Origin of the sequence: Pseudogracilibacillus sp. SE30717A, from assembly GCF_037071985.1 — a bacterium.
GTDB lineage: Bacteria > Bacillota > Bacilli > Bacillales > Amphibacillaceae > Pseudogracilibacillus.
The window spans coordinates 1-26,342 of the sequence record NZ_JAXHDF010000013.1 but is presented as its reverse complement, the minus strand read 5'-3'; the positions used below and the strand labels follow the sequence as shown (position 1 = coordinate 26,342).

Annotated in this window: 27 protein-coding genes; 18 read left to right on the top strand and 9 right to left on the bottom strand. The window is 34.6% G+C overall.

Annotated elements, in window-relative coordinates; genetic code table 11:
* The first annotated feature begins 30 nt into the window (after positions 1–30).
* The 6 genes from SPD48_RS17675 to SPD48_RS17650 all read left to right on the top strand — a co-directional run bounded on the left by SPD48_RS17675 (position 31) and on the right by SPD48_RS17650 (position 5,652).
* Positions 31–1,614 (top strand): ABC transporter substrate-binding protein, encoded by a 1,584-nt coding sequence (locus SPD48_RS17675; protein WP_336259455.1) that lies wholly within the window; start codon positions 31–33, stop codon positions 1,612–1,614.
* A gap of 88 nt (positions 1,615–1,702) precedes the next feature.
* Positions 1,703–2,650: an ABC transporter permease gene (locus tag SPD48_RS17670; RefSeq protein ID WP_336259516.1), complete on the top strand. Its 948-nt coding sequence runs from the start codon at positions 1,703–1,705 to the stop codon at positions 2,648–2,650.
* The gene (locus SPD48_RS17665) at positions 2,651–3,487 is read left to right on the top strand and encodes an ABC transporter permease (protein WP_336259454.1); all 837 of its coding nucleotides are present in this window, start codon (positions 2,651–2,653) and stop codon (positions 3,485–3,487) included. It begins immediately after the preceding gene.
* Between the two features lie 43 nt (positions 3,488–3,530).
* Positions 3,531–4,487, top strand: a complete 957-nt coding sequence (locus SPD48_RS17660) for an ABC transporter ATP-binding protein (RefSeq protein WP_336259453.1) — start codon at positions 3,531–3,533, stop codon at positions 4,485–4,487.
* Entirely contained in the window at positions 4,480–5,097 is a 618-nt protein-coding gene (locus SPD48_RS17655) for an ABC transporter ATP-binding protein (RefSeq protein ID WP_336259452.1), read from the top strand. The genes SPD48_RS17660 and SPD48_RS17655 overlap by 8 nt, the downstream gene beginning before the upstream one ends.
* Before the next feature lie 315 nt (positions 5,098–5,412).
* Entirely contained in the window at positions 5,413–5,652 is a 240-nt protein-coding gene (locus tag SPD48_RS17650; RefSeq protein WP_336259451.1) for a hypothetical protein, read from the top strand.
* Positions 5,653–5,793: 141 nt separating this feature from the next.
* Here SPD48_RS17650 and SPD48_RS17645 read toward each other — a convergent pair whose 3' ends face one another.
* Entirely contained in the window at positions 5,794–6,972 is a 1,179-nt protein-coding gene (locus SPD48_RS17645; RefSeq protein WP_336259450.1) for a cupin domain-containing protein, read from the bottom strand.
* Positions 6,973–7,206: 234 nt separating this feature from the next.
* Between SPD48_RS17645 and SPD48_RS17640 the strand changes: the two genes are divergently transcribed.
* Complete coding sequence (locus SPD48_RS17640; protein ID WP_336259449.1) at positions 7,207–7,896, top strand: YoaK family protein; 690 nt, start codon at positions 7,207–7,209, stop codon at positions 7,894–7,896.
* Positions 7,897–7,970: 74 nt separating this feature from the next.
* On the opposite strand, the gene SPD48_RS17635 is transcribed toward SPD48_RS17640, so the two are convergent.
* The 5 genes from SPD48_RS17635 to SPD48_RS17615 all read right to left on the bottom strand — a co-directional run bounded on the left by SPD48_RS17635 (position 7,971) and on the right by SPD48_RS17615 (position 12,758).
* Positions 7,971–8,891, bottom strand: a complete 921-nt coding sequence (locus tag SPD48_RS17635; RefSeq protein WP_336259448.1) for a hypothetical protein — start codon at positions 8,889–8,891, stop codon at positions 7,971–7,973.
* Between the two features lie 133 nt (positions 8,892–9,024).
* The gene (locus SPD48_RS17630) at positions 9,025–10,377 is read right to left on the bottom strand and encodes a sodium-dependent transporter (RefSeq protein ID WP_336259447.1); all 1,353 of its coding nucleotides are present in this window, start codon (positions 10,375–10,377) and stop codon (positions 9,025–9,027) included.
* 520 nt (positions 10,378–10,897) lie between these two features.
* Entirely contained in the window at positions 10,898–11,296 is a 399-nt protein-coding gene (locus tag SPD48_RS17625; RefSeq protein ID WP_336259446.1) for a VOC family protein, read from the bottom strand.
* Complete coding sequence (locus tag SPD48_RS17620) at positions 11,293–12,069, bottom strand: phosphosulfolactate synthase (protein ID WP_336259445.1); 777 nt, start codon at positions 12,067–12,069, stop codon at positions 11,293–11,295. The genes SPD48_RS17625 and SPD48_RS17620 overlap by 4 nt, the downstream gene beginning before the upstream one ends.
* Positions 12,066–12,758 (bottom strand): 2-phosphosulfolactate phosphatase, encoded by a 693-nt coding sequence (locus tag SPD48_RS17615; RefSeq protein WP_336259444.1) that lies wholly within the window; start codon positions 12,756–12,758, stop codon positions 12,066–12,068. The genes SPD48_RS17620 and SPD48_RS17615 overlap by 4 nt, the downstream gene beginning before the upstream one ends.
* Positions 12,759–12,962: 204 nt before the next feature.
* Between SPD48_RS17615 and SPD48_RS17610 the strand changes: the two genes are divergently transcribed.
* From SPD48_RS17610 to SPD48_RS17590, 5 genes are all read left to right on the top strand, one after another.
* Positions 12,963–13,673: a phosphoadenylyl-sulfate reductase gene (locus SPD48_RS17610; protein WP_336259443.1), complete on the top strand. Its 711-nt coding sequence runs from the start codon at positions 12,963–12,965 to the stop codon at positions 13,671–13,673.
* Between the two features lie 16 nt (positions 13,674–13,689).
* On the top strand, positions 13,690–14,775 hold the full coding sequence (locus tag SPD48_RS17605) for an inorganic phosphate transporter (RefSeq protein WP_336259442.1): 1,086 nt from the start codon (positions 13,690–13,692) through the stop codon (positions 14,773–14,775).
* Positions 14,776–15,924 (top strand): sulfate adenylyltransferase, encoded by a 1,149-nt coding sequence (gene sat, locus SPD48_RS17600; protein ID WP_336259441.1) that lies wholly within the window; start codon positions 14,776–14,778, stop codon positions 15,922–15,924. It begins immediately after the preceding gene.
* A gap of 1 nt (position 15,925) precedes the next feature.
* Positions 15,926–16,522 (top strand): adenylyl-sulfate kinase, encoded by a 597-nt coding sequence (cysC, locus tag SPD48_RS17595; protein WP_336259440.1) that lies wholly within the window; start codon positions 15,926–15,928, stop codon positions 16,520–16,522.
* 435 nt (positions 16,523–16,957) lie between these two features.
* Positions 16,958–17,842, top strand: coding sequence for a DMT family transporter (locus SPD48_RS17590; RefSeq protein WP_336259439.1), 885 nt, complete (start codon positions 16,958–16,960; stop codon positions 17,840–17,842).
* 89 nt (positions 17,843–17,931) lie between these two features.
* Here the strand turns inward: SPD48_RS17590 and SPD48_RS17585 are convergent, their stop codons facing one another.
* Both SPD48_RS17585 and SPD48_RS17580 read right to left on the bottom strand, forming a co-directional pair.
* The gene (locus tag SPD48_RS17585; protein WP_336259438.1) at positions 17,932–18,066 is read right to left on the bottom strand and encodes a hypothetical protein; all 135 of its coding nucleotides are present in this window, start codon (positions 18,064–18,066) and stop codon (positions 17,932–17,934) included.
* A gap of 147 nt (positions 18,067–18,213) precedes the next feature.
* Positions 18,214–18,351: a hypothetical protein gene (locus SPD48_RS17580; protein WP_336259437.1), complete on the bottom strand. Its 138-nt coding sequence runs from the start codon at positions 18,349–18,351 to the stop codon at positions 18,214–18,216.
* 417 nt (positions 18,352–18,768) lie between these two features.
* Here SPD48_RS17580 and SPD48_RS17575 point away from each other — a divergent pair, with 417 nt between their 5' ends.
* On the top strand, positions 18,769–19,401 hold the full coding sequence (locus tag SPD48_RS17575) for a LysE family translocator (RefSeq protein WP_336259436.1): 633 nt from the start codon (positions 18,769–18,771) through the stop codon (positions 19,399–19,401).
* On the opposite strand, the gene SPD48_RS17570 is transcribed toward SPD48_RS17575, so the two are convergent.
* Positions 19,394–20,101 (bottom strand): YwaF family protein, encoded by a 708-nt coding sequence (locus tag SPD48_RS17570; RefSeq protein ID WP_336259435.1) that lies wholly within the window; start codon positions 20,099–20,101, stop codon positions 19,394–19,396. The two genes, SPD48_RS17575 and SPD48_RS17570, sit on opposite strands and share 8 nt — an antisense overlap.
* A 226-nt stretch (positions 20,102–20,327) precedes the next feature.
* On the opposite strand from SPD48_RS17570, the gene SPD48_RS17565 reads away from it, so the two are divergent.
* The 5 genes from SPD48_RS17565 to SPD48_RS17545 all read left to right on the top strand — a co-directional run bounded on the left by SPD48_RS17565 (position 20,328) and on the right by SPD48_RS17545 (position 26,273).
* On the top strand, positions 20,328–21,020 hold the full coding sequence (locus SPD48_RS17565) for a DUF4328 domain-containing protein (RefSeq protein ID WP_336259434.1): 693 nt from the start codon (positions 20,328–20,330) through the stop codon (positions 21,018–21,020).
* A gap of 490 nt (positions 21,021–21,510) precedes the next feature.
* Positions 21,511–23,100 (top strand): PucR family transcriptional regulator, encoded by a 1,590-nt coding sequence (locus SPD48_RS17560; RefSeq protein WP_336259433.1) that lies wholly within the window; start codon positions 21,511–21,513, stop codon positions 23,098–23,100.
* Between the two features lie 233 nt (positions 23,101–23,333).
* Complete coding sequence (locus SPD48_RS17555; RefSeq protein WP_336259432.1) at positions 23,334–24,392, top strand: TRAP transporter substrate-binding protein; 1,059 nt, start codon at positions 23,334–23,336, stop codon at positions 24,390–24,392.
* Between the two features lie 118 nt (positions 24,393–24,510).
* Positions 24,511–24,978, top strand: a complete 468-nt coding sequence (locus SPD48_RS17550) for a TRAP transporter small permease (protein WP_336259431.1) — start codon at positions 24,511–24,513, stop codon at positions 24,976–24,978.
* 20 nt (positions 24,979–24,998) lie between these two features.
* The gene (locus SPD48_RS17545; RefSeq protein ID WP_336259430.1) at positions 24,999–26,273 is read left to right on the top strand and encodes a TRAP transporter large permease; all 1,275 of its coding nucleotides are present in this window, start codon (positions 24,999–25,001) and stop codon (positions 26,271–26,273) included.
* Positions 26,274–26,342: the final 69 nt, after the last annotated feature.

The window sequence follows — 26,342 nt, the reverse complement described above, 5'->3', positions numbered from 1 at the left end:
AAGAAACAAGTATGATTTGGGGGTATGTAGATGAATCGAGGCTGTTTGTTAATTATTTTACTCCTCCTCTTATTAAGTGCTTGCACTAAAAATAATCAGATAGAATCCATAGATGTAGACAAATCAAGGGATGAACTTATATTGGCTATTGGTGGAGAGCAAGATGATGGGTATGATCCTACCACCGGTTGGGGAAGACATGGGTCTCCTTTATTTCAAAGTACGCTGTTCAAATATGATAAGGATTTCCAGATTATAAATGATTTAGCGACAGGCTATGCAGTTAGTGAGGACGGGCTCGAATATACGATTGAACTCCGAAAAGATGTTAAATTTTCAGATGGTGAGAAACTTACTGCTGATGATGTCGTTTTCACTTATGAAACTGCTAAAACGAGTGGTTCAATCATTGATTTAAGTAATATGGAAAAGGTAGAAAAGGTGAATGAGTATACTGTTAGGTTTCGTTTGAAAAAACCCGAATCAACTTTTAATACATTGCTTATTTCGACTGGTATTGTACCGCAGCATGCGTATACTGATTCCTATAATGAAAATCCAATCGGTTCAGGTCCTTATAAATTAGTACAATGGGATAAGGAGCAGCAACTGATCGTTGAAGAAAATCCATATTATTATGGTAAAAGTCCATATTTTAAAAAACTAACCTTTTTATTCTTATCGGAAGATGCGGCATATGCTGCAGCAAAAACGGGTGAAGTGGATATTGTGTCCGTCCCACCAAGTTTTGCGACAAAAGAGATAAAAGGAATGAGGTTAATTGAACTAGAAAGCGTTGATAATCGTGGGATTGTTTTCCCGTATATCAAATACGGGGAGGAAACAATTGATGGAGTTCCAGTTGGAAATAATGTGACCGAAGATATCGCTATTCGAAAAGCTATGAACCTTGCAATTGATCGGGATGCTCTTGTAGCCGGTGTACTAGATGGGTATGGTACTCCGGCTTATTCGGTAGCAGACTATCTGCCATGGTGGAATCCGGATACCGTGATTCATATGGATAAAGAGAAAGCAAAGGAAATATTGGATGAAGCAGGATGGAAGGAAACGGAAGAAGGAATAAGGGAAAAGGCAGGAATAAGAGCAACCTTTACATTGCTTTATCCAGCGGGAGATGCTATTCGTCAATCTTTATCTATCGCATTTGCCGATGAGATGAAAGAGCTAGGAATAGAAGTAATACCAGAAGGTAAAAGTTGGAATGAACTAGAAAGGCTAATGCATAATTCTCCTGTTATGATGGGATGGGGAAGTCATGATCCGCTTGAAATGTATAATATCTATAGTAGTTCAACAAAGGGTGTAGGCTATTACAATATTAATTTTTACACCAATCCATTCGTTGATCAATATATGGAGCAGGCAATGCGCGCAACTACTCAAGAAGAAGCAAATAAATATTGGCAGAAAGCGCAGTGGGACGGAAATACAGGTTTTTCAGCACTTGGAGATGCTCCTTGGGTTTGGCTTGTTAATCTTAAACATTTGTATTTTGTGCATGAAAAGTTAAATATTGGTGAGCAGAAATTACAGCCTCATGGTCATGGATGGCCAATAACTGATTTTATTGAAAACTGGCACTGGGATTAAAAAGTATAAATTAGATTTTTATAGTTTTATAGAGAGAAGGTGTAACTTGCGACTTTTATCAATTGTATACTACTTGATACGTAAATGTATGAGGCTGATCTCATTACTAATTGCAATTTGCATATTATCCTTCTTGCTTGTTAGCTATTCACCTATTGATCCTGTTCAAACGTACATTGGTGCGGATTTGACAAGAGTCGGTCCAGAGCAGACAGAGAATATTGTCGAGTATTGGGGATTAAATGAATCAAAAACGAAGCAGTTGTTAAACTGGGGAAAAGCGATATTAGAGGGAAACCTTGGGACCTCCTATATTTATCGTAGTTCTGTAGCGGATATTATTGCTGAACGTTTTTTGTCTTCTATTCTACTTATGGCGATTGCTTGGATTCTGTCAGGAATACTTGGCTTCTTTTTGGGTGTTCTAGGAGGTATGAACGAAGGAAGTTTACTTGATCGATTCATAAAAACTTATTGTTTTATCCTTGCATCAACTCCAGGATTTTGGTTAGGTATATTACTTTTAATGGTTTTTTCGGTTTGGCTTGGTTGGTTTCCTATCGGACTCGGAACTCCGATTGGTTTATCAGCTGAACATGTAACTTTCTTAGACAAGTTATATCATGCTTTTTTACCAGCTATTACATTAAGTATTGTTGGAGTGGCAAATGTGACGCTTCATACAAGAGAAAAACTAATAGAAGTTCTAGAAACTGAATATATTCGATTTGGTAGAGCAAAAGGAGAAAGTGGATGTACACTTTTATGGAGACATGGTTTACGGAATATATCGTTGCCGGCAATTTCGTTACATTTTGCTTCTTTTGCAGAGCTTTTTGGTGGTGCTGTACTTGCGGAGCAAGTATTCTCCTATCCGGGTCTCGGTCAAACTATTGTTCAGGCTGGTTTAGGTGGAGATGTCCCTCTATTATTAGGCATCGTATTATTTAGTGCGTTGTTTGTTTTTATAGGAAACATCATAGCAGAAATACTTTATCGTATCGTTGATCCGCGAATAAGAGAGGGGGAAGTCTAAATGATACCCCATATTCAAACAACTCAGTTTAATAAGCGACAGTTGACTTTGGTTACGATCGTTGTTACCATCATAATTTTATTAGTAATAACCATAAGTGGATTGTTTATTGGTCCTAGTGAGTTGGGGATCAATTTACAGAATAAGAGTCAACCACCATCCTTGAGACACCTCTTTGGTACGGACTGGTTAGGAAGGGATATGTTCGCGCGTACACTGAAAGGTTTAACACTTAGTTTCAGGGTTGGTTTATTTGCTGCAATATTCAGTGTGCTCATTGCACTAATTTTTAGTTTACTTTCATCTTGGAGCAAAGTTGCTGATGGAATCATCACATGGATGATTGATCTTTTTCTTAGTATCCCTCATATAGTATCACTAATCTTAATTTCTTTTGTACTTGGAGGCGGAGGGAAAGGAGTGGTTATCGGGATTGCATTAACACATTGGCCAAGCTTAGCACGCTTACTTAGAGCTGAAATTTTACAAATCAAATCATCTGAATATATCAACGTATCAACTAAATTAGGAAAATCATTTAGCTGGATTGTAATACATCATTATATTCCTAATTTAATGCCTCAGCTTTTTGTGGGACTAGTTTTATTATTTCCACATGCGATATTACATGAGGCGGCCATTACATTTCTAGGATTCGGCCTATCAACCGAATCACCGGCAATTGGAATTATTTTATCCGAATCGATGCAATACCTTTCTACAGGTATGTGGTGGCTTGCTTGTTTTCCTGGTCTTTCCCTATTAATAATGATAAGTGCATTTGAACTTCTTGGTAAAAGTATAAATAGATTCATTCATCCATATTATGGTCGATAAGAGTCATTAAATACTCTTGGACTTTGAAAGGAGGGGACGGGAGTTGACTTCACGACTAAATAACAAAATAACTATGACAACTCCTTTGTTTGAAGTGAGAAATCTTTCATTATCTTTTAAGAAATATGGAGAAGGATTGCGCGAAGAGGAGACATATGTTATTCGTAATCTAGACTTTTCAATCCATGAAGGAGAAATTATTGCCCTAGTTGGAGCAAGTGGCTCAGGAAAAAGCTTATTTGTCGATGCTATTTTGGGCATACTGCCAAGAAACGCTCTGCTTTATGGAACGATTAATTATAAAGGGAAAGCATTATCGGAAGAAAGAAAAAAGATACTACGCGGCAAAGAAATTTCTCTTATACCTCAATCCATTGATGCATTAGATCCTTTAATGAAAGTTGGTAAACAGGTCCAATCGATTATAAAAGAGAAGAATAAACGAATGATACAGCAGAAAGTTTTTCAAAAACTAGGTTTACCAGATACATCCTCGGAACGTTATCCCTTTGAATTATCTGGTGGAATGGCAAGGAAAGTATTAATATCAACCGCAATGGCAAGTGATGCAAAACTAATCGTTGCTGATGAGCCAACCTCAGGATTAGACGAAAAATCTCTTCAAGAAATGCTCTATCATCTGAAGCAACTCGTTACCAAAGAGAGAGGATTGCTATTCATCACTCATGACATTACTGCAGCCTTAGAGATTGCACATAAAGTTGTCGTATTTTACGCTGGACAAACTGTTGAAATAGCAAATATTACTGATTTTACAGGAAAAGGAGAGCGGCTCAGACATCCTTACACAAAAGCACTATGGAATGCATTGCCGCAAAATAGTTTTACTACGCTAAAAGGCGTTGATGAGACGTGGCCTGCTCCATTATCCGGATGTTCTTTCGTAAATCATTGTCCAATTGCTACAGACAGGTGTAGGCAAGGAATGGTAAGTATTAAAAAGGTAATCGATGGAATGGTAAGGTGTTTTTATGCTTGAGGCAAATGGAGTAAGTTATCGCTATGGGAAATCCTCCTTTTTATTTAAACAAATAAATATTACTATCTCACCGGGTGAAGTAGTTGGTCTATACGGAGAAAGTGGGACTGGAAAAACAACGTTTGCAAAAATTATTTCCGGGTATATGAAACCAAATGAAGGCAGAATAACAATAGATGGATCTCTATATCCTAAGACGGGTATTCAACCGGTTCAGTTAGTGTGGCAACATCCTGAAAAAGCAATTAATCCAACATGGAAGATGAAAAAAGTTCTGCAGGAAGTGGGTTATGATGAAGATAATCAATTACTTAGTGAATTGGGAATTCAAAAAGAATGGTTACAACGCCGTTCAAAGGAACTTTCGAGTGGTGAACTTCAACGTTTTTGTCTTGCCCGTTCCTTAGGTCCAGAAACGAAATATATTATCGCAGATGAGATAACTACAATGCTTGATGCAGTTACGCAAGCCCAAGTATGGACAAAATTGTTAAGGATGACTGCAGATTGTAAGTTAGGTGTTTTAGCTATTAGCCATAATCTTCACTTATTGCAGAGAGTAAGCCACCGAGTAATAAACTTTAATGATTTGGTTAATAATAAAGAGTAGCAAGAAGTTTATTAAAATGGTTGGTTTTCTTAAAGTATATCCAGGAAATTCAAAAGTTTTTTAACTAACATTATATCTTAAAAACAGTTCTCGGAGGGATTTACTCTGGTCGATGAATTTGATGTAGAGCCGATTTATGAAGAGCGGACATATGAACGACGCCAATTTACTTTATCCATAGAAGGTAAACAGTTTAAAGGGGATTATCATGAAGGAGAAATTCATTGGCTTCACCCACATCCAAAACAAGATCTTAATAAAGATGATTTACAGTGGTTGGAAGCAAAGATCTATAAGATGCTTAGGGAACACCATGTGAAAGAAAAAATGGATGGGATAGAAGTAACTCCTTTGTTTGAAAGCCAAGTAAATGAACGCCATCAATTTAAATTAACGATTGATGGGGATGAGTATAAAGGAATACTATATGATGAGAATATCGAATGGTTTCATCCTAAGCCAAAACGTAAATTGCAAGATGAACTTGTAGAAAGAGTTGAGAAAAAAGTAATGAAAAAAGTGAATGAATATAAGGAAAACTATAAAGATAAGTAAGAAGACTTAATGGTAAACTTCTTAAACTAAAAATGCAAATCCAAAAATCAACACCCTTTCCTCCGTTCAAGAGGAAGGGGTGTTTTGATATACAATGATAACTTTACAGTTCTCCTAGTTACATCCAACTTTTTACGCCTTTTATTTAGCTGATCTTCCCCATTTTACAACTGGTCGTAAATCACTGTGTAAATGATTCTTAATAAAATCATCGTCAATAGGTAAGTGTTCTTTTAATAGACTTGGAGGTGTTTGAGACATCCAGCGACTTAATGAGAGGTCTGCAAAATGATCGCTTTGGAACATTTCTAAAAAGCGTAATGGTGTGTCCCCTGTATTTTCAATATAATGTCCCATTGCAAAAGGAACATAACCGGCATCTCCAGCTTGGTAATCGTACGTACGAGCTTTTCCGGTTGCTGCAAATACCGTCATTCGTCCTTGGCCTTCTAAATAATATTGCCACTCAGCTGCATTCGGATGCCAATGTAGCTCTCTGATACCACCTGGTTCAACTTCTACTAATGCAGCTGCTATTGTAGTCGCTTGCTTAAAGTTAGTTGAATCAACAATATACACAGTACCGCCTTCTGTCTCCACTTTTTTTCCATCATAAAAACTGAAAGTAAAAGGCGGGTCTACTGCTTTATTTGGGCTCTCCGGCAAATTTTGTATTAATGGTCCGGGTACTTTACCTTTTAACATATATTTTTCTCCATCTGGGAATTTATCAAAGTAATCTGCTGATACTCCGAAATTTTTTGCCAACACCTCTTTAGGTGTATGTGCAATCCAATCTGATATAGCAAATGTACTATTCTCAGAAAAAGCTCCATCATCAAATACTAAAAGGAATTCGGCCCCATTTTCCAAAGCTTGGATAGAATGAGGTATCCCAGAAGGAAAATTCCATAATCCACCTTCCTCTACGTCGTCGATAGCGACGTTTCCTTCTGTATCGATTGACGTTACTCGAGCAGAACCTTTAATCATCATCGCCCATTCTGCCTCTTTATGCCAATGCAGTTCCCGTATTCCTCCGGGTTCGAGGTGCATATTGACCGAAGCGATTTGTGTGGACTCTGGCATTTCCCGTACTGTAACTTCTCTGGACCAACCACCAGATTCAACACGCATATGACTCATGGCAAATGGCCATTTCAAGTTAGGCATTGTTCCATGGTCTACATCAGGTGAAACAAAAAAATCCGGGTTCTGGCTTTCCACCTCTAGATTACGCGCTCCAAGTATATCCCCACCTCGCTCTTCTTTTCTAGGTTGAGGTAGGGAATTTGAATCCAAATGATTTTTATCCTCCATACTATTCTAGCTCCTTTCTGTAAATAATCCGATTAAGTTTTCTAATTTGGCTTGTACTACCATCTACCCTTTTTGAAAAAAACTAACACTTGATTCTTTTGAAGAAAAGATAGGTTGTTGCTTTCTTAAAATAATTTACTAAGAAAGTAGGCTTGATTACTTTTTTCATGAACGGGTAAAACGATATATGTGAATTTTTCCTGATAGTATACAGCGGAAAAGGAAGGATAACGTATGTCGAAAAAGAACGATTGTTCCAAACTGGCAAAAAGTATACTAACAATTTTTTCTATATTTTTAATGGGCTTTATTGATGCTTTTACATACTTAGAATATAATGAAGTTTTTGTAAGTGCACAGACAGGAAATATCGTTGTGATGAGTACAAAATTATTTTCAGCAGAGTGGAAAGCAGCGGCAGGACATTTATCTGTGTTAGGGGGCTTCATGGCTGGTGCATTTTTCGGTGAAGCAATTATTGAGAAAGTTAAAAAAATCGATTTTAGTCAGTTTGGTATATTTTTGCTGATTCAGGAAGTGTTTTTATTTATACTTGCTCTTGTTCAATTACACATTCCTGGTTCATTGATGGTTTTCCTGCTCGGTATATTAGCAGGATATGAACTTTCGGTGTTTAGAAAAATAGGGACGACAACAATTAATAATGGCATTATGACAGGTAACACGAAAAACATGATGAATAGATTATATGATGTTGTTTTTGATAAAGACAAAAAAGCCCGTATAGATTTTCGCAATTTATTTTTAGGATTAATCATCTTTATGGTTGGCGTAGGAGCTGGCAGTCAAGTCGTGGATGCGGATAGTAAGTTAGTTTTATGGACAGCTTTATTTTTAAACTCACTTTTCTTACTTTATTTATTGATAAAAAATTCATTTACTAGAATAAGAAGAAGTAAATAACTAATGACTTTTCGTTGTAGATTTACTAACGCCTATCAAAAAAATCTGGTTATCTAAAACCAGATCTTTCCCTTTTAATCCGCACGTGATTTATTCTTCTTTCTTTTATTTAATAATACATACCCGGTAAAAATTATGGTGGCAATGAAAAATAGGTACATAAATAATTCAAGATATACGACCATTCCAAATATGTCTGCAAAAGTGGTTTGATTAACAAATACATCATACGGATTTTGCGTTCTATATGAGATAGGTAGTGATTCACCGAGTGTATAATGATTGAACGTACTTCTTGTTACTTCTTTTATGACTTCTATTTCATTTCCATTTACATCTTCAAATAATATGGTGAATTCATAAACAGAGTCTTCGTATTTGCGATAACTGAAATAAGAATACGAGTCAATAATTTTGGCTTCTGTACTAGTTTTCATAAAAGGAAATAATTTTAAAAGTAAGTTGTGTAGAAATCTTCCAGAAAAATAAACAAATACTGAGATTGCAATCGTTAATAGTTTCATTCCATTTCCTATTGTCCGTCTTCCTAAAAATGTTTTTTCTTCAAAAAATCGATCGACTGCAGGTATGGCTGAAAGTAACATAAAGACACCGAGAAGTGTGAATGCCCCAAATAGTAAAATAGCTCCTAAAAATATAAAGCCATCAATTATAAAATCTCTCCATGTCAAGAAATCCCTACCATTCGTAGTAAAACCGCTAAGATGATCTCCCGGCTCTACTTCCTTCATTTGATGTTTAGAAATCCGACTTAAATATTCGGATTCTTCTCCATGGGGCAATTCTACTCGAACAAAATAGGATGGCGGAGTAAATAAGTTTTTTTCTCCGACTTTTTGGATAATAGGAACATCTACTTTTTCAGCAGATAAAATATCGTATTCATCCATATATTCAATTGTAAGAAAAGATGTAATGAGACCAAAAAATAAGGTGAATAGAGCGAAACCAAGTACTTCTTTTAGTTTTTCCATATGCTGCACACACCGATCAGAAAATAAATTAAGGATACTATTTAAGTATAAAAGACAGGATTTGAGCTAAAACCTGATCTTTAGAACAGTTTTTATTATAAATTACAATTTCCAAAACAGTTTTTTAATAGATCTATAATTTTAACAGTCCGATTGCGTCTAAAAATACAATAATGATTGCAATAGGTGCGACATATTTAATGAGTAAAAACCAAACTGCAAACAGTCTTTTTCCATAACCAGACCCTGAACTTAATTCTTCTAACAAGACTTTCCTAGGAATTTTAAATGCGACAAAAATGGAAATGAGCAGTGCTCCCAAAGGCATTAATATGTTAGAGACCAGATAATCAGACAAGTCAAAAACTGTTTTCCCTAGAATAGTAAAATCACTAAGTAAACCATACGATAATGAAGCGGGAATACCAACGATAAAAATAAGTATACCCGTAACCCATGTGACTTTTCTTCGCTTTATAGAATCTCCTTTTGTGACAGCAGCAACAATTATTTCTAGCATAGAAAATGCCGATGTGAATGTTGCGAATAAAAATAATAATAAAAAGATAAATAAAAAGATAGAGCCGAGTGGCATTTGATTAAATACGGCTGGAAGAACAACAAATAATAGTCCTGGTCCTTCAGTCGGTTCAAAATTAAATGAAAATACTGCTGGAAAAATAGCAAGACCAGCTAAAATTGAAATAAATATATTCATCATGACAATGGTAAATGCTGATTTTGGTAGATCCTCGTTTTTAGATAAATAAGAACTATATGTTACCATTACCGAAACACCGACACTTATGGAAAAGAAAGATTGTCCTAACGCAAAAAGAATTGTCTTTGAACTTAAATTTGAAAAGTCGGGATATAAGAAAAAAGCAAGTCCTTCACCAATATTACTTAATGTCAGAGAACGAATGATTAAAATGATAAAAGCAATAAACAGGGCAGGCATCATAATTTTACTTGTTTTTTCTATTCCTTTTTGAATCCCTTTCGCTACAACGATGATAGTAATAGCTATAAAAAGAAATTGAGCAGAAATAGCAAATGCCGGATTGGCAATGAAATGATTAAATAAATCACCATATCCCTGATCAGTTAATCCAGATAAGTTGCCTGTTAATGTTTGAAAAAGATAAATCAATATCCATCCGCCAACAACACTATAAAATGACAGTAAGATAAAACATGTTACCATTCCGAGAATTCCGATAAGATTCCATCGTGTATTTGGAGCAAAGACTGTATACGCCGAAACAGCATCTTTTTGCGCCCCACGGCCTATGATAAACTCAGCAAGCAGGATAGGTAGTCCTATAAAAATCGTAAAAAGTAAGAAGATGAAAAAGAATGCGCCACCTCCCGAAATACCTGCCATATATGGGAATTTCCAAATAGCTCCAAGGCCAATGGCTGAGCCGGCAGTAGCTAATATGAAACCTAATTTTGATGTCCATTGTTCTGGGTTTTGTTTCATTTGTAGTCTCCTTGTGAAATCGTTCAATTACATATAGGTGTATTATAATGAAATATGAGGAAAAATGAAATATTTTAAGTAAGTGATCTTTATTATTGCAGGAAAGATATGAAAGACGAAACGTATACTTGTTTAATTTCCAAAGCAGAGCAATGTTTATTTAAAGACAATTTCCATTACCATCCCATAGGACAATAATTATGAATATGATAACCTTGTTTTTATATGTCTAAAATCGACAATATCATTGAGAGTTGCAAAGAAAAAACAGTTGTAAAAGATCTAAATATGTTGATATTTAAATTATTTCCCCGGAAATAATTTGGGAGTATTTTATGAAAAACGATGAAATGGAACAAAAAATCATGTATTTAGTAAATATGTATCAATTAAAATTTCCAATCAACTTATTACTTTATTATAAAAACTATCCCTACTTAGAAAAAATCGGAGTATAGAAGACAGAATAAATATAGTAAAACTCTGTATTCCTTTCATAAGGAAATGCAGAGCCTTACTATTAATAAGCCATTTCTGGATCATGATAGTATTTAAATTCCAATAAATTATTAGCTGGGTCGATTAAGAAAAATGTCATATGCTCTTCTTGCCGACCCTCAAATCGGGTCATTGGTTTGCTAAAGAGAGGAAGTTCTTGTTCTAATGCATAGGTTAATGTCTGATCGTACTCTTCTTTATTTAAAAACGTGATGCCAAAGTGGCGTGGATACATGCTAGGTTTAGGATCAATGTTTTCGGGGCTTAAATGACAAACTAATTGGTCTCCGAAAAAGTCAAAGGTGACTCGATCATCATATCTTCTTGCCAAACGGCAACCTAATTTTGCATAAAATTCTGCTGTTTCATCTAGTTCTTTACATGGTATCGCTAGATGAAACACTTTATTTGTTTCTCTCATTTTATATCCTCCATTAAAAATACATTAAAGGTGTCGGCTCGTAAACCTAATCGTAACGTTTCGAGGGAAATAATATTTTGAAAAGCTATATTTGCCAGGTTAACATCAGCTCCTAATTTCTTAATGAAAAATGTTTGTAATTTTTTAGTTGGAGCTTCGAAGAGAAGTTTATTGATAGGGATCTTTTCTTCTATTATAAAATCGAAAATATCTCTTCGAATGTTCCCGTCTATTTGGCATATTCCACTTGTACCACTTTCTCTTGCTTCCAAGATAACTTTAGAAGCGCCGGCTTCAAAATCTTCCTCAATGGAATCAAGCCATGAAGATGAATCTTGTTCTTCTGAAGAAGAGTTCTCCTTTTTTCCTACTTCACTAAAGACGATAAACTCTCTTGAAAATTGTTTAATAAATGTAGACTTTTCTTTATTTGTAATTGATAATGTTCCGTTTGATATCTCTACGTATTTACAACTGGATCTTTTACAAAAGTCATAAAAGGAATCAATCTTACCCTGACTAAGAAATTTTTCGAATAAGGTTCCACCGAAAAAGAAATCGACTGTATGTTCACCTAACCAAGCTATTTTTTCATGTAGACAATCAGTGACAATGGATGTTCCCCAACCAAATTTTACAAAATCAATATAGGGGTGAGCACTTTTAATCGAATCCTTAAATAACTGTAAGGGCACCCCGTTGTCGATTAAAATAGTTAAGCCGTTTTCTCTCGGTTTTTTTGTTCTAGAAGGAAGGATTAAATCTGTTTTCATTGTATTTTTATCCTCTCTATCATTGGTATTTCCATTTCTTTATTCACCTTCATGACAAAATCCGTATCCAACTCCCTTATACAACAATCAATATCTTCTTGAAGAAAATTGTTATTTTTATCAAAAAACTTTTTAGCTACATGGGATTTTTTTATTCGTTCGATTACTTCTTTATTACTAATCATAGAAGTTCCGTCAATCATACTTTTTATATATTCTGCACAGGCAAGGTCGTCATCTCCACTTGGATGGGAGGCAACGAGACGAATCGTATTATTTTCATTACTTAAGAGCTTTTCTTTTACAAAATTTGCTGTCGTTTTTGCGTTTGTATAGCCCGTGACCAAAATATGATCAGATGATAAACAATTTAGCGTCGCCTCCACACCATTCGTTGTTTTCTGAATAAGTGTTTTACCAACTATATCTTTATTACTTATGTTATAAGGCGAATTATCTAAATCAAAACCACGGATTGGCAGACCTTCAACTTCACCGGCTAAAAGAAAATCGGGATGGTCGAATTTGATTTTAAATGCTTGTTCAACGGTTGCAGCGAGGTAAATTTGTTTAATTCCTTTTAAAAAAGCATAATGAGCAACGGTAAAGGCACGAATAACGTCAATGACAATGGTGGTGTAAACTGGTTCAGTCGGAATTGTACTTCCCTGGTAAATTTGGATATGCATGTCATATTCTCCTAATTAATTCATGTAATCAATACAAAGTATATTCGCCTATCCTATATTCGTTACAATGAATATTTCCTAAGTAAATATAGGCGTTTAACCTTTAACAATTTTAGTTGGCATTGAATACATTGGGCTAAAGACAGATACCTTTTTCTAAAGAATAGGTTTAATTGTCAAAACAAAGAAGAAGCAGGGAGTAAAATGAAAAATAAACTCACTTATGAATGTTGGGATGGTCTAAAAGTAAAAGAGATGAATAGCATGTTTGCTGATTTTATGGATGTTATAAAATGGGCTTTTAAAAAATATGAAGATCGAATCATATATTCCTGCAGTTTTGGCGCCGAAGCAATGGTTTTAATTGATTTAATTTCAAAGGTCAATTCGGAAGCCAAGATCGTATTTTTAGATACAGACTTACATTTTACAGAAACGTATACACTGATTGAAAAAGTTAAACAAAGGTATCCAGCACTTCAAATTAAAATCGTTCAACCAACGCTGACATTGACTGAACAGGCTAAGCTCCATGGAGATAATTTGTGGGAGAAAAATCCAAACCTATGTTGCTATATAAGGAAAATTGAGCCATTGAAAAAAGAACTTGCTAATGTAGATGCATGGTTTTCCGGAATAAGAAGAGAACAATCTTCTAGCCGAAAGAACACGGAGTATATTAACAAGGATAATAAATTTAAACGGATTAAAATATGTCCTTTAATACATTGGACCTGGGATGAGGTGTGGAATTATATCAGATTAAACAACTTACCTTACAATGAATTGCATAATAAAAGCTACCCTAGTATAGGTTGTGAAATGTGCACCCTTCCAATAATAGATAGTGAAAATCTTCGAGCCGGTCGATGGGCGAACTTCGACAAACAAGAGTGTGGTCTTCATCAAAGTTAAATAAGGACTGTTTTTTATGATAATAACGTTACTATTTATTATGGTTTTCTTCTTTTCTTTAAATATTGGGGCAAGTGGAGCAGCAGCTACAATGGGAATTGCATATGGTTCAGGTGCTATAAAAAAAAGAAGTAATGCGTTAGTGATTTGCGGAATCGGTATTTTTCTCGGTGCAAGTTTAGGAGGAGGAAAAGTAGTTAAAACACTTGGATCGGAGATTATTCCTGAGAATATTATTACCGTTAAAATTGCTTTGATCATTATAAGTTCTGCTTGTTTATGTCTGTTTATTGCTAATTTGGCTGGTATTCCATTATCGACGAGTGAAGTAACTGTAGGTTCTTTAGTAGGAGTAGGAATTGCATTTAAAGTTCTTTTTATTAAAAAGCTATCAATTATCGTTTTATTTTGGATTGTAACCCCACTCATTGCATTTTTAGTAGCATATTTCACGGATAAACTAGTAAGTAAAATAGAAAGAAAAGCATTATTTCTTAAAAAAGGTAAGTGGCCGCGACTATTGGCCCTTTTAGTTGTATTAACTGGTTTTATGGAATCAGTTTCGGCAGGAATGAACAACGTAGCGAATTCAGTGGGGCCTCTAGTCGGAACAGGGCTAATAAGCATAGGGCAAGGTGTCTTTGTTGGAGGGGTATTTGTGGCACTTGGAGCTATTCTACTCGGTACTAGAGTAATCGAAACGAACGGTAAAAAAATTATCAATTTAAGTTTATTACAGGGTAGCGCTGTATCAGGAGTTGGCGCCATGCTCGTGATGATTGCTTCTCTATTGGGTATCCCGGTTCCACAGACACAGGTAACAACATGTAGCATCTTAGGAGTTGGTGCATCCGTAAAGGGAAAAGAAATCTGGAAAAAATCAATTATTAATAGATTACTGAAGACGTGGGTCATTTCCCCCCTTGGTTCTTTAGTAATTTCATATTATTTGGTAAAAGTGTTTATTGATTTTGAAGTGTATTGGCTGACTTCTTTATTTATCTTGGTTGGTATTGCTTATATGATGGGGTATAAAAAAACTTATTCGAAATTACCGATTTATAAAGAAAAAGTATTGTTTAAAAAACAGGAGGAAATGTAAATGATTAAGCCGCATGGAGGCTATTTAGTTAATCGAATAGATAGTAAAGAGAAAATAAATTCGCATAACAAAGAAGTGGTAATGGATAAAATGGCACTCAGTGATCTTGAATTACTAGCAAATGGAGCATACAGTCCGTTGACAGGATTTATGGGGGAGAAAGATTTTCAATCCGTTATAGAGTCCATGAGGCTTGCCAATAGACTTCCTTGGAGTATTCCAATTACATTGCCAGTTGATGAAAAAGTTGCTATAGAGATCAATGTAGGCGAAACGATTAATCTTGTTTATGATAAAATCACTTACGGAGTTATGAAAGTAAAAGATATATTTACACCAAATAAATATGAAGAAGCAAAATCTATCTATCAAACAACAGATATTCAGCATCCCGGGGTTAAAAAATTATTCGAACGAGCTAATACGTATATAGGAGGGCCGATAAAGTTAATAAAAGCTCCGAAAAAGGATTGTTTTCAAGAGTTCTATTTATCGCCTATAGAAACAAGAGCTCTATTTAAAGAATTAAAATGGGAAACAACAGTTGGCTTTCAAACGAGAAATCCTATTCATCGCGCACATGAATATATTCAAAAGTCTGCCTTAGAAATGGTTGATGGATTATTCGTTCATCCTTTGGTAGGGGAGACGAAACCAGGTGATATCCCTAGTAATCTTCGAATGGATTGTTATCGAGTGTTACTCAAAAACTATTATCCTGCAAATCGAGTATTATTATCTGTATTTCCAGCCGCCATGCGATATGCAGGCCCTAAAGAAGCAATATTTCATGCATTAGTTCGAAAAAATTATGGGTGTACTCACTTTATCGTTGGCCGTGATCATGCAGGTGTAGGAGATTATTATGGCACGTATGATGCTCAACACATTTTTCGAGCCTTTTCTGAAGAAGAAATCGGAATAAAAATCCTTTGTTTTGAAAACAGCTTTTACTGTAGAAAGTGCGAAAACATGGCGACATCAAAGACTTGTCCACATGATCAAGCAGCCCGAATCTCCTTATCTGGTACGAAAGTTAGAGCGATGCTTAAAGAGGGGAAAATGCCACCAAAACAATTTAGTCGCCCTGAAGTCGCAAGGAAGCTAGTTGAAGGATTGGCGAAAACACCAATTAAAATGGGGGATTAAAATGGGAAATCAAAATCTTATTTGGCATCCAACAGTAGTTTCGAAGCTAGATCGGCATAGATTAAACAATCACAAAAGTTGTGTGATTTGGTTTACTGGATTTTCTGGTTCTGGTAAATCCACAATAGCTAATGAATTAGACGCTCAATTATATTTATTAGGAATAAGAAGTTATCTTTTAGATGGTGATAATGTCAGACATGGGTTAAATAAAGACCTAGGCTTTAGCTCAGAAGACCGTCACGAGAATATAAGAAGAATAGGAGAAGTGGCAAAACTCTTCGTTTTGAGCGGGCAAATCGTTATGACTGCATTCATTTCGCCATTTAAACAGGATCGTGAACAAATAAGGAATCTATTTGAAGAGGGTGAGTATATAGAAGTATTTATAAACTGTCCATTTGAAATTTGTGAACATCGCGATCCTAAAGGACTCTATAAAAAAGCAAGAAATGGAGAGATTCAAGATTTTACTGGAATAGATTCTCCCTACGAACCGCCTAATAATCCAGAATTGATTATAAATACAGATCAATTCACTGTGAAAGAAGCTGTAGAGGTCATCTTAGAATATTTGCGGGGGAGAGGAATTCTATAAAAACTGGGTTGGTTGGGATAATAGAGGCTAACTATATAAAGTCAATGTTTTAGCTACAAAATTTATCGCTATTTTTAGAAATTTAGATATGACAAATAAGCTTGATGATTAATGATTTTTAAATTAATCATCAAGCTATACTTATTGTTAAACTCATGTATTTTAAAACAGTTAAGTAACTTCTTTATAAGAATCACTAGTCCGTATTAAATGGAATATGACTCTTGTGATTAGTGGAAATAACAAATGAGTAACACCAATTAGAAATAGTGGCTATACGTTATTTTGGTAGTTAACCATCATATTAAATGACGAGTTCATGAATAAATAAAGTTAGGTGTAAAAATTGTATAACAGATAAATTTGTAATTTTAAGACAATAAATGCCTTTCTCTCTTTCTTCTTGTGTTATTCTAATAGAGGGAGGAAGGCACGATGAAAAAGCAATATATGGGGGATGGGATGCTTCTTCTTACAGCTTTTGTTTGGGGAAGCGGATTTGTTGTAACAGCGATTGGATTAAAATATTTAACTGCGTATCAATTAATGGCAGGAAGATTTGTTTTAGCTACTATTATTCTTGCCCTTCTTTTTAGTAAGAAATTTAAGAGTTTTTCTTTTGCTGTTATCTGGAAAGGAGCAGTTTTAGGTACAATTTTATATATTGCTTTTGCTTTGCAGACAGTCGGTTTGGAGTACACGACACCGTCTAAAAATGCTTTTTTAACTGCTGTCAATGTAGTTATTGTGCCAATTATTGCTTATTTTATATATAAACGGAGAATTGATCGGCATGAAGCGATCGGTTCGATTATCGCTTTAGTAGGGATCGGTTTTTTATCTTTACAAGGTTCTTTCACGATCAATATTGGTGATGCCCTATCGCTTGCTTGTGCGGTTGGTTTCGCTTTTGATATTTTTTACACGAATCTCTTCGTTCAGAAGGAAGACGCGATCTCGCTTACAGTCGTTCAATTTATTACGGCATCTTTTATCGGAATAGTTGTGTTGATTTTTCGGCAGGATATTCCGATGTCTATGGAAAAAGAAGCGATTTATTCTTTAATCTACTTAGCAATTTTCTCGACAACGATTGCTTATTTATCACAGAATATTGCATTTAAATATACGACAGCAACCCGAGCAGCGATCATTTTATCAACGGAAGCATTTTTTGGAATGGTTTTATCCATTTTATTTTTAAAGGAACTTCTAACTGCCCGAATGGTAATTGGTGCAGTACTTATTATGGCTGCTATATTAATTGCGGAGTTAAAGCCCGTCACAAAAAGAAAAACGGCACTTAAAGATGTGTCTTAAATAAATTTTCCTGATTAAGAATAGAAATATTTCCCTTGTAGAAAAGCGAGGCCTAGTTATATAGGTTCTCGCTTAAATAGTTCATGTAATTAATCCTTTTCTTGCTTGTTGCCCATCGATATTTCTAACTCATTGGATTGCAACTGAGATCCTTGCTCTGAATCTTCTTCTTCATTAATAACTTCTTCGCATACGTCAAATTTATGTTGTTTTTTTCTCTCCATTTCAAATACCTCCCTCAAATCATTGGATCGGTTTTAGTATTACCTGTTTATTTATTAGATACCCTTCCAGCTTATTGAAAAACAATTTAATTAAATAAAACATGAGACCAAGGTGTTTGGTCTCATATTACTGGAGTAGTGAAAATTTCATTTTTCTTTGACGTTTCCGTTAGAGTCTGTATCTTTTTTTGATTTATTTCCCATTGATTTCTCCATTTGGTCAGACTGTAGTTGAGATTCTTCTTCAGAATCGTTCCTTTTATTATCTTTATCATTTGAAACCATATTTTAATCTCCTTTTGATTGGGATAAGTATTTCTAGAAGTATTCTCAAGTTGATTTATAATCTTTGCACTTTTTGTTTGGTTAAAAAGATCTTTATGCAGTATCGCAGTATCTTGCCTAGTTTTGGGGCAAATTGAAATACAAAGTTGTGGAAACTCTATTTGACCGGTCGAAAACACTCTCAATGATTACAACACTCATGTTTTGTTCGCGAACTGCAGCCATTTAGAGGCCTCCTAACCGATTTTTCTGTTTATCCAGGGAACGAAAGAAATGTAAAGTTTAAAATACCCTGTTAAAATAGAATAAAACTTTTTAAAAATTAAGTTAACCATATGAGAGTGTTAAAAAATGTTGTCGATTATGAACGGTTCTTTTGCTAAAGTGCAAATTAATTATTAGTTGGGAAGTGTTATAGTGGGGTTGTTTTTTACATATATGCTTGCTGGTCTGGCGATAGCAATGCCAGTTGGTGCAATTACAATCGAGATGACAAAACAGGGACTGAAAAATGGTTTTATTCATGGTTGGGCAGTTGGATTGGGAGGGATGACGATAGACCTTCTATTAATAGCCGCATTATATTTAGGACTTGCTTCTTTTTTAGCGATACCATATGTACAAATACCAATGTGGATTATCGGGGCGGTATTTTTAATTTTTGTAGGATATGACTCGATCAGAAACGCAGATAAAGATATAACATTAGCAGGAGAAAAACCGACAAAGTCCTTTTTTGCTTCTTATCGTAATGGAGTATTGGTAGCTATTTCTCCAGGTAATTTAGTGTTTTGGATTTCCGTGTTTGGAGCGGTGCTTTCTGATTCCTACGACATTACTCAACCATCTACGTTTTTAATGATAGGAACAGGGATATTAACAGGAATTCTTCTTCACGATATTGGTTTACTTACTATTGTTTCAATCACTCGGAAAGTAATGAGTCAGACAATGATAAAATGGGTATCAATCGTTGCGGGTATCATTCTATTAGGCTTTGCAAGTTACTTTGTATATGAGTTTATAGATGCAATTAAAGGAATTATATAATCCTTTTATTTTTAAAGGTAAACGGTAAGTATAAAAGAAAGAATATGAAAAGTGTAATTCCTTCAAGTGATAGTAGATAATACGGATACGGCCCTAAGAAATCTAATAAACTACTACCGCTTGGTTTTTGTATTAAGAACATATAATTTGCAGATGCGACAATATTTACTATAAATACGATTACTGCAATACAATTGATTGTGATAAATGCCCTTAATAAGGATCTTAAGGTAATCGTAAATTGATATAACCAAATCATAATCAGAGGGGAAAGGATCAGTAGAAAATGATCTATAAAAAATTGCATATACCTATATTGTGGAAATCCAAAATATAGATCCGGAGTTGCAATTGCTTGGATCGCTCCTCCAATTGCAATAAAATAAAATGCTTCAAATATATAGTGGTTCTTTGTAAGTAGCATAATCGCACATGCCAAAGAAGCAATACTGCAAAGTTCTAAAGGAAGTGAAGAATTAATATCCCACATACCAGTTTGGATATACCATATGTCCAAACTGATGCGACTAATAATTAATCCCCAGCCGACAGTGAGTCGTATTCTACGTCGATAAGGAAGTAATAACCTTCTACATAGATAAATAGAGCAAAATAGGGTGATCAAGATTATTATTGTGAACAGATGAGGAGCTCCCCACATATGAAATTTTACTTCTGGATTATAAAACCAATTGTTCATTTCAAGCACCTCAAATAGAAATCATTCGTAATTATACTATACAATAATTAGGTGTATAAGAACTATGAAAGGAAAAGAGTTCTTTATTACTATCTTTTATCTTTCTTTGAATAATAAAATGTTAAAATTTGAGACTTTCTTCTGTTGTGCATACATACAAATTTTCATAGTATATGAATATAAAGCCGAATAGGGAAGCAGGAACCAGGAGAAAGGGCGAAAAAAATTGGAAAAGAAATTTGCTTCTATTTCAACATTGTCTGTTTTATCCGTTATTTTCATGTGTGTGATGATTTTATTTTCTGTGGTGACACTGTTTTTAAATGTTGGCGAACTAAAAATATATTCAATGTATAGTAGTGATATGCCGGTTGAATATATGTCTGACTTTGAAGCAATGTTTATTTTGCTTACCGTAATAGTAGGTTTAGGATGGATTTTTTTTAATATACTTTTTATTATTTTTTATTTGATCTGGAAGTATCGGGTATATAAAAACTTGCAAATCGCAAAAGTTAAAGGATTAGGTCATTCTCCAGGCTGGGCAGTTGGTTGGTATTTTATCCCGATTGCGCACCTTTTTAAACCTTATCAAGTAATGAAAGAAATTTGGCAAGCAACCTTTTATTCACGTGGAACGGAAGATTGGAAAACTAAATCTGTAAGTGGCATTCTCCTTACATGGTGGTTAATATATATTTTCTCCAATCTCTTATCATCGCAAAATATTTTTTCTGATCATACGATAGGTGCTTATAAAAAAGACGCAATCTTATCGTTATTAACTGAACCACTTTCAATAATTTCTGGAATTCTTCTAATTATTATCATTAGAAAAATTACAAAAGAGCAAAATGAGCGTTTACCTCAAATGCAAGAGGAGGCTAAGGACGAACTTCCTGTTGAAAATCAGATATAAATCAAAAGTGAAATGCTTTTTAGAAGGTAATCAACTATGTTGTATATGGCGGCCATTTATCGAAGGGAAACGACTCTTCTGTGAATGGCCGTTACATCTTTATCAAGATATAGCCCCTTAGCGAGATTCGTCATTATCCCACTGAGATGAGTTGACTACTAGAGGCATACCATTTTTTCGCACCGGAGAGCCACTCTTCCATCTAGAGCACCTTTCTTACGCTCCTTGTTATTTGAAAATTTTAACATTATTGTAAGCAAGTTTTTCTTTAATCATTTTCATCAAATTATGCTATAATTTTATTATTTGGAGTAGCTCTTAATAATTTTAACATCACGACAAAGGTTTCTATCATATTTTAGATATTACTTGTTAGTTGGTGGCAAAATTGAACGCTTGCTATCTGGCTAACTTTTTTAATTACTAGAGTCACTTAAATATCGAATTTTGAATGTGACTCACTAACGTAATTTATTAGGGGGATTTGATGATGAGCCTATCGTTAAAAAATTCAATGAAACTTGGAAAATTTGGTGAATGTGAAGTCGTAGCTGGTCATCAGGGAATGGATAGAATGATAGAAAACATTACGATAATGGAAGTCCCTGATATCGTAAAATGGCTTAAAGGTCGTGAGTTAATATTAACTTCTCTTTTTGCAATTAAAAATGATAAAGATGCTCAAAATCTTTTAATTCAGAGATTGTATTATGCGGGTGCAACTGCACTTGCAATTAAGCCTTTTGAATCGATGGGTGAGATACCTGAAGGGATTATTGAGAGTGCAAATAAGCTTGGTTTTCCGGTAATATGGATACCTAACCATATTAAATACTTAGATATTCTTTCTCCAGTTATGCACTATATCTTTAATGAAAAGGTAGTGTTACAGGAAGATATTGAGCAAGCCACAAATGTGCTACAAGAAATCTCGTTAAATTCGCAAGGCTTAGATGTCTTTGTTGAAAATGTTAGCTCAATAATGAAAAATATTATAACAGTGGAAAGTGAATTTACTTATATTAAGGTTCCAAAACCGAACAAGCCAATTTCACCTCTTTCAAAGGATCAGAAACATGAACTGTCAATTATAAAACGACCGATTAGGTATGAACGACAGTACGGTGATGAGGATATCCCTTGTATTGTAGCTCCTTTGATCGTTGACGGTGAATTTTTTGGTAATGTTACATGTTGGGCGGTAAACAATAAACATTTAACTATTGATTTGGCGATATTGGAAAAAGCATCTACGCTATTATCTTTAGAATTTTTAAAAGTAAAAGTTAAGTACGATATGGAGCAGCAGTACAAAAATGATTTTATGAGAGAACTAATATTTAATGTAAGTATTAGTGATGAGAACCTGATTGAATGGGGTTCAAAATATTTTATTAAGAAGGATACGAAATATTTTTGTATGTTACTTGGAGAAAGAGTCGACAATCTCGCAAATATTAACAATGTGATTGAAAAAGCAGAAATTAATTCATTGTTAATGAAAGATTGGCCGAAAATGTTATTAGGTATTATCCGAAATAAAATATGTATGATTTTACCCGTAGAGAATCGGGAGATTAAAAAGACTTGTAAGCAAATATTTAGGAAAGTAAAAGATGTATTCGGTCAAGAGCTTGATCTTTGTGCAGGTATTGGGGAAGTCTATGAAGGACCTCAAGGAATAAGGAAAAGTTTCTTTCAGGCTGAACAAGCATTCAAACTAAAAAAAATGGCCAAGGACTCGATACAAATTATTTATTATAGTGAGCTTGGAGCATACCGTTTACTTGGACCTTTGATTGGTAAACCACAATTGAATGACTTTTATGAAGAGACAATTGGAAAGCTTGTGAATCAGGATCCGAAAGGTGAATTTGTTAAAACATTACGAGTATATTTTGCTAACAATGAGGCGTTGAAGATAACGGCTAGCGAACTTTTCATTCATGTAAATACATTAAAATATCGGATGAATAGAATAGAAGAAATTACAGGACTAAATCTTAGAAAAACAGAAGATAAAATGAATCTATATTTGGGCTTAAAAGCCTTTGAACTCCTCACATACCAGCAGGAATAATATGGATTATACGACAAAGCGAAGATAAAGCAAAGTGCTCCTCGTAGTCGAAATCGACAAAAATAAGGCTATAAAATTGTTTTATTGGCTTATTATAATCGTCAGAAAATAAATTATAATTAGATTTAACATATAGTAATTTAGCATCAGGATCATATTAGTTCAAATAGTCTAATCTATTATTTGATTACAATGTGAACAAAAATCTATAACATCTTAGGGGGAAAACTGGTATGAACTTCAAGAGAATTTTAGCATTAATGACAATGTTAGTTGTACTTGTACTAGCAGCGTGTGGTGGAGGATCAAAAAGTGATAATAATGATGACGGTGAAGCTGATTCAGGTTCAAGCGGTGAATCAGTTGTTATTCGTCTAAGTCATAACCAACCAATTGAAAGTCCTGAACATGCAGGAGCTGAAAAGTTTAAAGAAGTTATTGAAGAAAAATCAGAAGGAAATGTAACTGTTGAAATTTATCCTGCTTCTCAACTTGGAAGCTTAAGGGAACAAATCGAAGGTACTCAAATGGGTGAAATCGATATTACAATGCAACCGACAGCGTTTGTAACTCCTTTTGTTGATGACGTTAAAGTAATTGATCTACCATATCTATGGCCAGCTGATACAGAGCAAACATATGAAGTATTAGATAGTGATGCAGGACAAGCAGTTTTAGATACGTTAGAAGCTGGTGGATTTAAAGGATTAGGATTTTGGCCAGGAGGATTTAAATTATTTACTACTGGTAAAACAGAAATTCATTCACCTGAAGATTTTAAAGGTTTGGATATTCGTGTTATGTCTTCCCCACTTTTAGAAGATCAATATAGATTATGGGGTGCGAATCCAACTATGATTGAATATGCGGAAGTTTATAATTCACTTCAGCAAGGTGTTGTGGATGGACATGAAAACCCACTTCAATCTATTTATTTAAATAACTATCAAGAAGTACAGGATAATGTCATTGAGAGTTATCATGGAATCATGTCTTACTTATTTATGGCAAATAAGGCATGGTATGACGGCTTGTCAGAAGATGTGCAAGAAATGATCATGGAAGCGGAAGAAGCTGGTAAAACTGAAGCGAGACAGGTTCTTGCAGAAACAGAAGACGAATATCGTCAATCAATTATTGATTCTGGCGTAAACTACTATGAATTAACAGATGACGAAATTGAGAAATTCAGAGAGGTTTCAGTACCTTTCCAAGAAGAAGCATATGGAACTCCTGAACAACTTGAAATTCTTAAGAAAATCAAAGATAAGATCGAAGAAGTATCCAAATAGTCCTTTTTAGAAACTTTATCAAATACAAGGAGTTAGTTCACTTCTTTTATGCGACTAATTCCTTGTTTTTTTGTTTTATTTTTCATTTAAGCATCATTCAAAGAAAGGAAAAAGTCTAATGAAAATATTCTATAAGACAGAAGAAGCGTTTGTTGGCATAAGTATGATGGCGGTTACACTTCTATTATTTGTAAATATAGTACTTCGTTTCTTTTTTAGTGCTGGGATATCTTGGACTGAAGAACTAGTTAGATACACCATTATTTGGATAACGTTTATTGGGGCTAGTATTTGTTTCCGGCGTGGTATACATGTTGGAATTGATGTACTAATTGATTACTTACCTGAGAAAGGTAAGAAGATATTAAGCCTTATCATTAATATTATGGCGATTGCTTTGATGATCTGTTTAATAAAATATGGTTCTGATCTAGTAATGTTCAGTATGAACTCAGGACAATTAACTCCAGCATTACAAATTAAGATGTTTTGGGTCTATTTAGCGATACCAATAGGTGCACTCCTTTCCCTCATACATTTAGTAATCCAAACATATGAGATGATCCGAAATTTTAAAACTAGTTAGATTAGAAAGGAGACAAAACAATGATTACCGCATTAATAGCATTAATTATAATCTTTTTACTTTGTAGCGTGCCTATATATGTTTCACTTGGCTTAGCATCATTTATAGCCGTTTTATTCTTTAGTGATATTCAAGCTATGTTGTTAATTCAACGTTTATTTGCTGGACTTGACCAGTTTGCTTTAATGGCCTTACCTTTATTCATTCTAGCTGCCAACATTATGGATGGAGGCGGTTTGTCTGAACGTATTTTGCGCTTTGCCAGAGCACTTGTTGGACATTTATCTGGTGGAGTGGCAATGACAACACAAGTTTCTAGTATGTTTTTTGGAGCCCTGTCAGGCTCTGGACCTGCGACAGTTATTGCAATTGGTAAAATTATGTACCCCGAATTATTAAGGGGAGGATACAGTAAATCATTCTCAGGAGGTTTATTAGCTTCAGCTGGAGCAGTTTCTCTAATTATTCCTCCTAGTATCACATTAATTATTTATGGTTCGGTAACAGGAGTATCTGTTGGTAGTCTATTTGTCGCAGGAATCGGCGCAGGGGTAGTATTTGGACTTTCATCTATTCTATATATCTATATTTATGCTCGAAAACACAATATACCAAAAGATAAAAAGGCAACGAAAAGAGAAGTATGGGAAACAACTCGAAAAGCAGGGTGGGCATTACTTATCCCGATTATCATTTTAGGCGGAATCTATAGTGGTATTTTTACACCAACAGAAGCTGCAGGGGTATCTGCTGTTTATGCGTTAATAATTAGTTTCTTTGTCTATCGTGAAATGACAATCAAAAAGTTTTATCAAATTTGTGTCGAGTCAGCGATCACTACTGCTCAAGTTTTGGTTTTGGTGGCGGCAGCACAAATTCTTGGTTGGCTATTAACAAGAGGACAAGTGCCACAAATGATTGCTACGTTAATCGCTGAAAACATTTCAACTCCAGTAATGTTTTTATTGTTTTTCAACTTATTATTGTTAGTTTTAGGAATGTTTATCGAAGGGGTAGCAGCCATTATCGTAGTTGCACCACTTGTATTTTCGGCGGCAATAGCATTAGGTATTGATCCAATTCATTTAGGAATTATCATGATCTCTAACCTTGCTATCGGCATGTATACTCCACCTTTTGGTCTAAATATATTTGTTACACAAACGATTACGAATACAAATATGAAACAAATGCTACCAGGTTTACTGTCATTTTTAGGATTTAACTTGTTGGCACTATTAATTATCACATATGTTCCGGAGGTTTCGTTATTTTTATTAAAAATACTTCAATAAAACGTGAGATTAATTTTTTATCGAAAACGACAAGTAGAGGATGGAAGGTAATTATTCCATCCTCTATTT

Excerpts from the sequence above, each read along its gene's own strand:
- SPD48_RS17635 (WP_336259448.1), bottom strand. The coding sequence starts at position 8,891 with ATGGAAAAACTAAAAGAAGTACTTGGTTTCGCTCTATTCACCTTATTT.
- SPD48_RS17620 (WP_336259445.1), bottom strand. The coding sequence starts at position 12,069 with ATGAAAACAGATTTAATCCTTCCTTCTAGAACAAAAAAACCGAGAGAA.
- cysC (WP_336259440.1), top strand. The coding sequence starts at position 15,926 with ATGGGAAATCAAAATCTTATTTGGCATCCAACAGTAGTTTCGAAGCTA.
- SPD48_RS17630 (WP_336259447.1), bottom strand. The coding sequence starts at position 10,377 with ATGAAACAAAACCCAGAACAATGGACATCAAAATTAGGTTTCATATTA.
- SPD48_RS17645 (WP_336259450.1), bottom strand. The coding sequence starts at position 6,972 with ATGGAGGATAAAAATCATTTGGATTCAAATTCCCTACCTCAACCTAGA.
- SPD48_RS17640 (WP_336259449.1), top strand. The coding sequence starts at position 7,207 with ATGTCGAAAAAGAACGATTGTTCCAAACTGGCAAAAAGTATACTAACA.
- SPD48_RS17560 (WP_336259433.1), top strand. The coding sequence starts at position 21,511 with ATGAGCCTATCGTTAAAAAATTCAATGAAACTTGGAAAATTTGGTGAA.
- SPD48_RS17615 (WP_336259444.1), bottom strand. The coding sequence starts at position 12,758 with ATGCATATCCAAATTTACCAGGGAAGTACAATTCCGACTGAACCAGTT.
- SPD48_RS17625 (WP_336259446.1), bottom strand. The coding sequence starts at position 11,296 with ATGAGAGAAACAAATAAAGTGTTTCATCTAGCGATACCATGTAAAGAA.
- SPD48_RS17590 (WP_336259439.1), top strand. The coding sequence starts at position 16,958 with ATGAAAAAGCAATATATGGGGGATGGGATGCTTCTTCTTACAGCTTTT.
- SPD48_RS17580 (WP_336259437.1), bottom strand. The coding sequence starts at position 18,351 with ATGGTTTCAAATGATAAAGATAATAAAAGGAACGATTCTGAAGAAGAA.
- SPD48_RS17670 (WP_336259516.1), top strand. The coding sequence starts at position 1,703 with ATGAGGCTGATCTCATTACTAATTGCAATTTGCATATTATCCTTCTTG.
- SPD48_RS17570 (WP_336259435.1), bottom strand. The coding sequence starts at position 20,101 with ATGAACAATTGGTTTTATAATCCAGAAGTAAAATTTCATATGTGGGGA.
- SPD48_RS17665 (WP_336259454.1), top strand. The coding sequence starts at position 2,651 with ATGATACCCCATATTCAAACAACTCAGTTTAATAAGCGACAGTTGACT.
- SPD48_RS17610 (WP_336259443.1), top strand. The coding sequence starts at position 12,963 with ATGAAAAATAAACTCACTTATGAATGTTGGGATGGTCTAAAAGTAAAA.
- SPD48_RS17585 (WP_336259438.1), bottom strand. The coding sequence starts at position 18,066 with ATGGAGAGAAAAAAACAACATAAATTTGACGTATGCGAAGAAGTTATT.
- SPD48_RS17550 (WP_336259431.1), top strand. The coding sequence starts at position 24,511 with ATGAAAATATTCTATAAGACAGAAGAAGCGTTTGTTGGCATAAGTATG.
- SPD48_RS17605 (WP_336259442.1), top strand. The coding sequence starts at position 13,690 with ATGATAATAACGTTACTATTTATTATGGTTTTCTTCTTTTCTTTAAAT.
- sat (WP_336259441.1), top strand. The coding sequence starts at position 14,776 with ATGATTAAGCCGCATGGAGGCTATTTAGTTAATCGAATAGATAGTAAA.
- SPD48_RS17655 (WP_336259452.1), top strand. The coding sequence starts at position 4,480 with ATGCTTGAGGCAAATGGAGTAAGTTATCGCTATGGGAAATCCTCCTTT.
- SPD48_RS17675 (WP_336259455.1), top strand. The coding sequence starts at position 31 with ATGAATCGAGGCTGTTTGTTAATTATTTTACTCCTCCTCTTATTAAGT.
- SPD48_RS17545 (WP_336259430.1), top strand. The coding sequence starts at position 24,999 with ATGATTACCGCATTAATAGCATTAATTATAATCTTTTTACTTTGTAGC.
- SPD48_RS17555 (WP_336259432.1), top strand. The coding sequence starts at position 23,334 with ATGAACTTCAAGAGAATTTTAGCATTAATGACAATGTTAGTTGTACTT.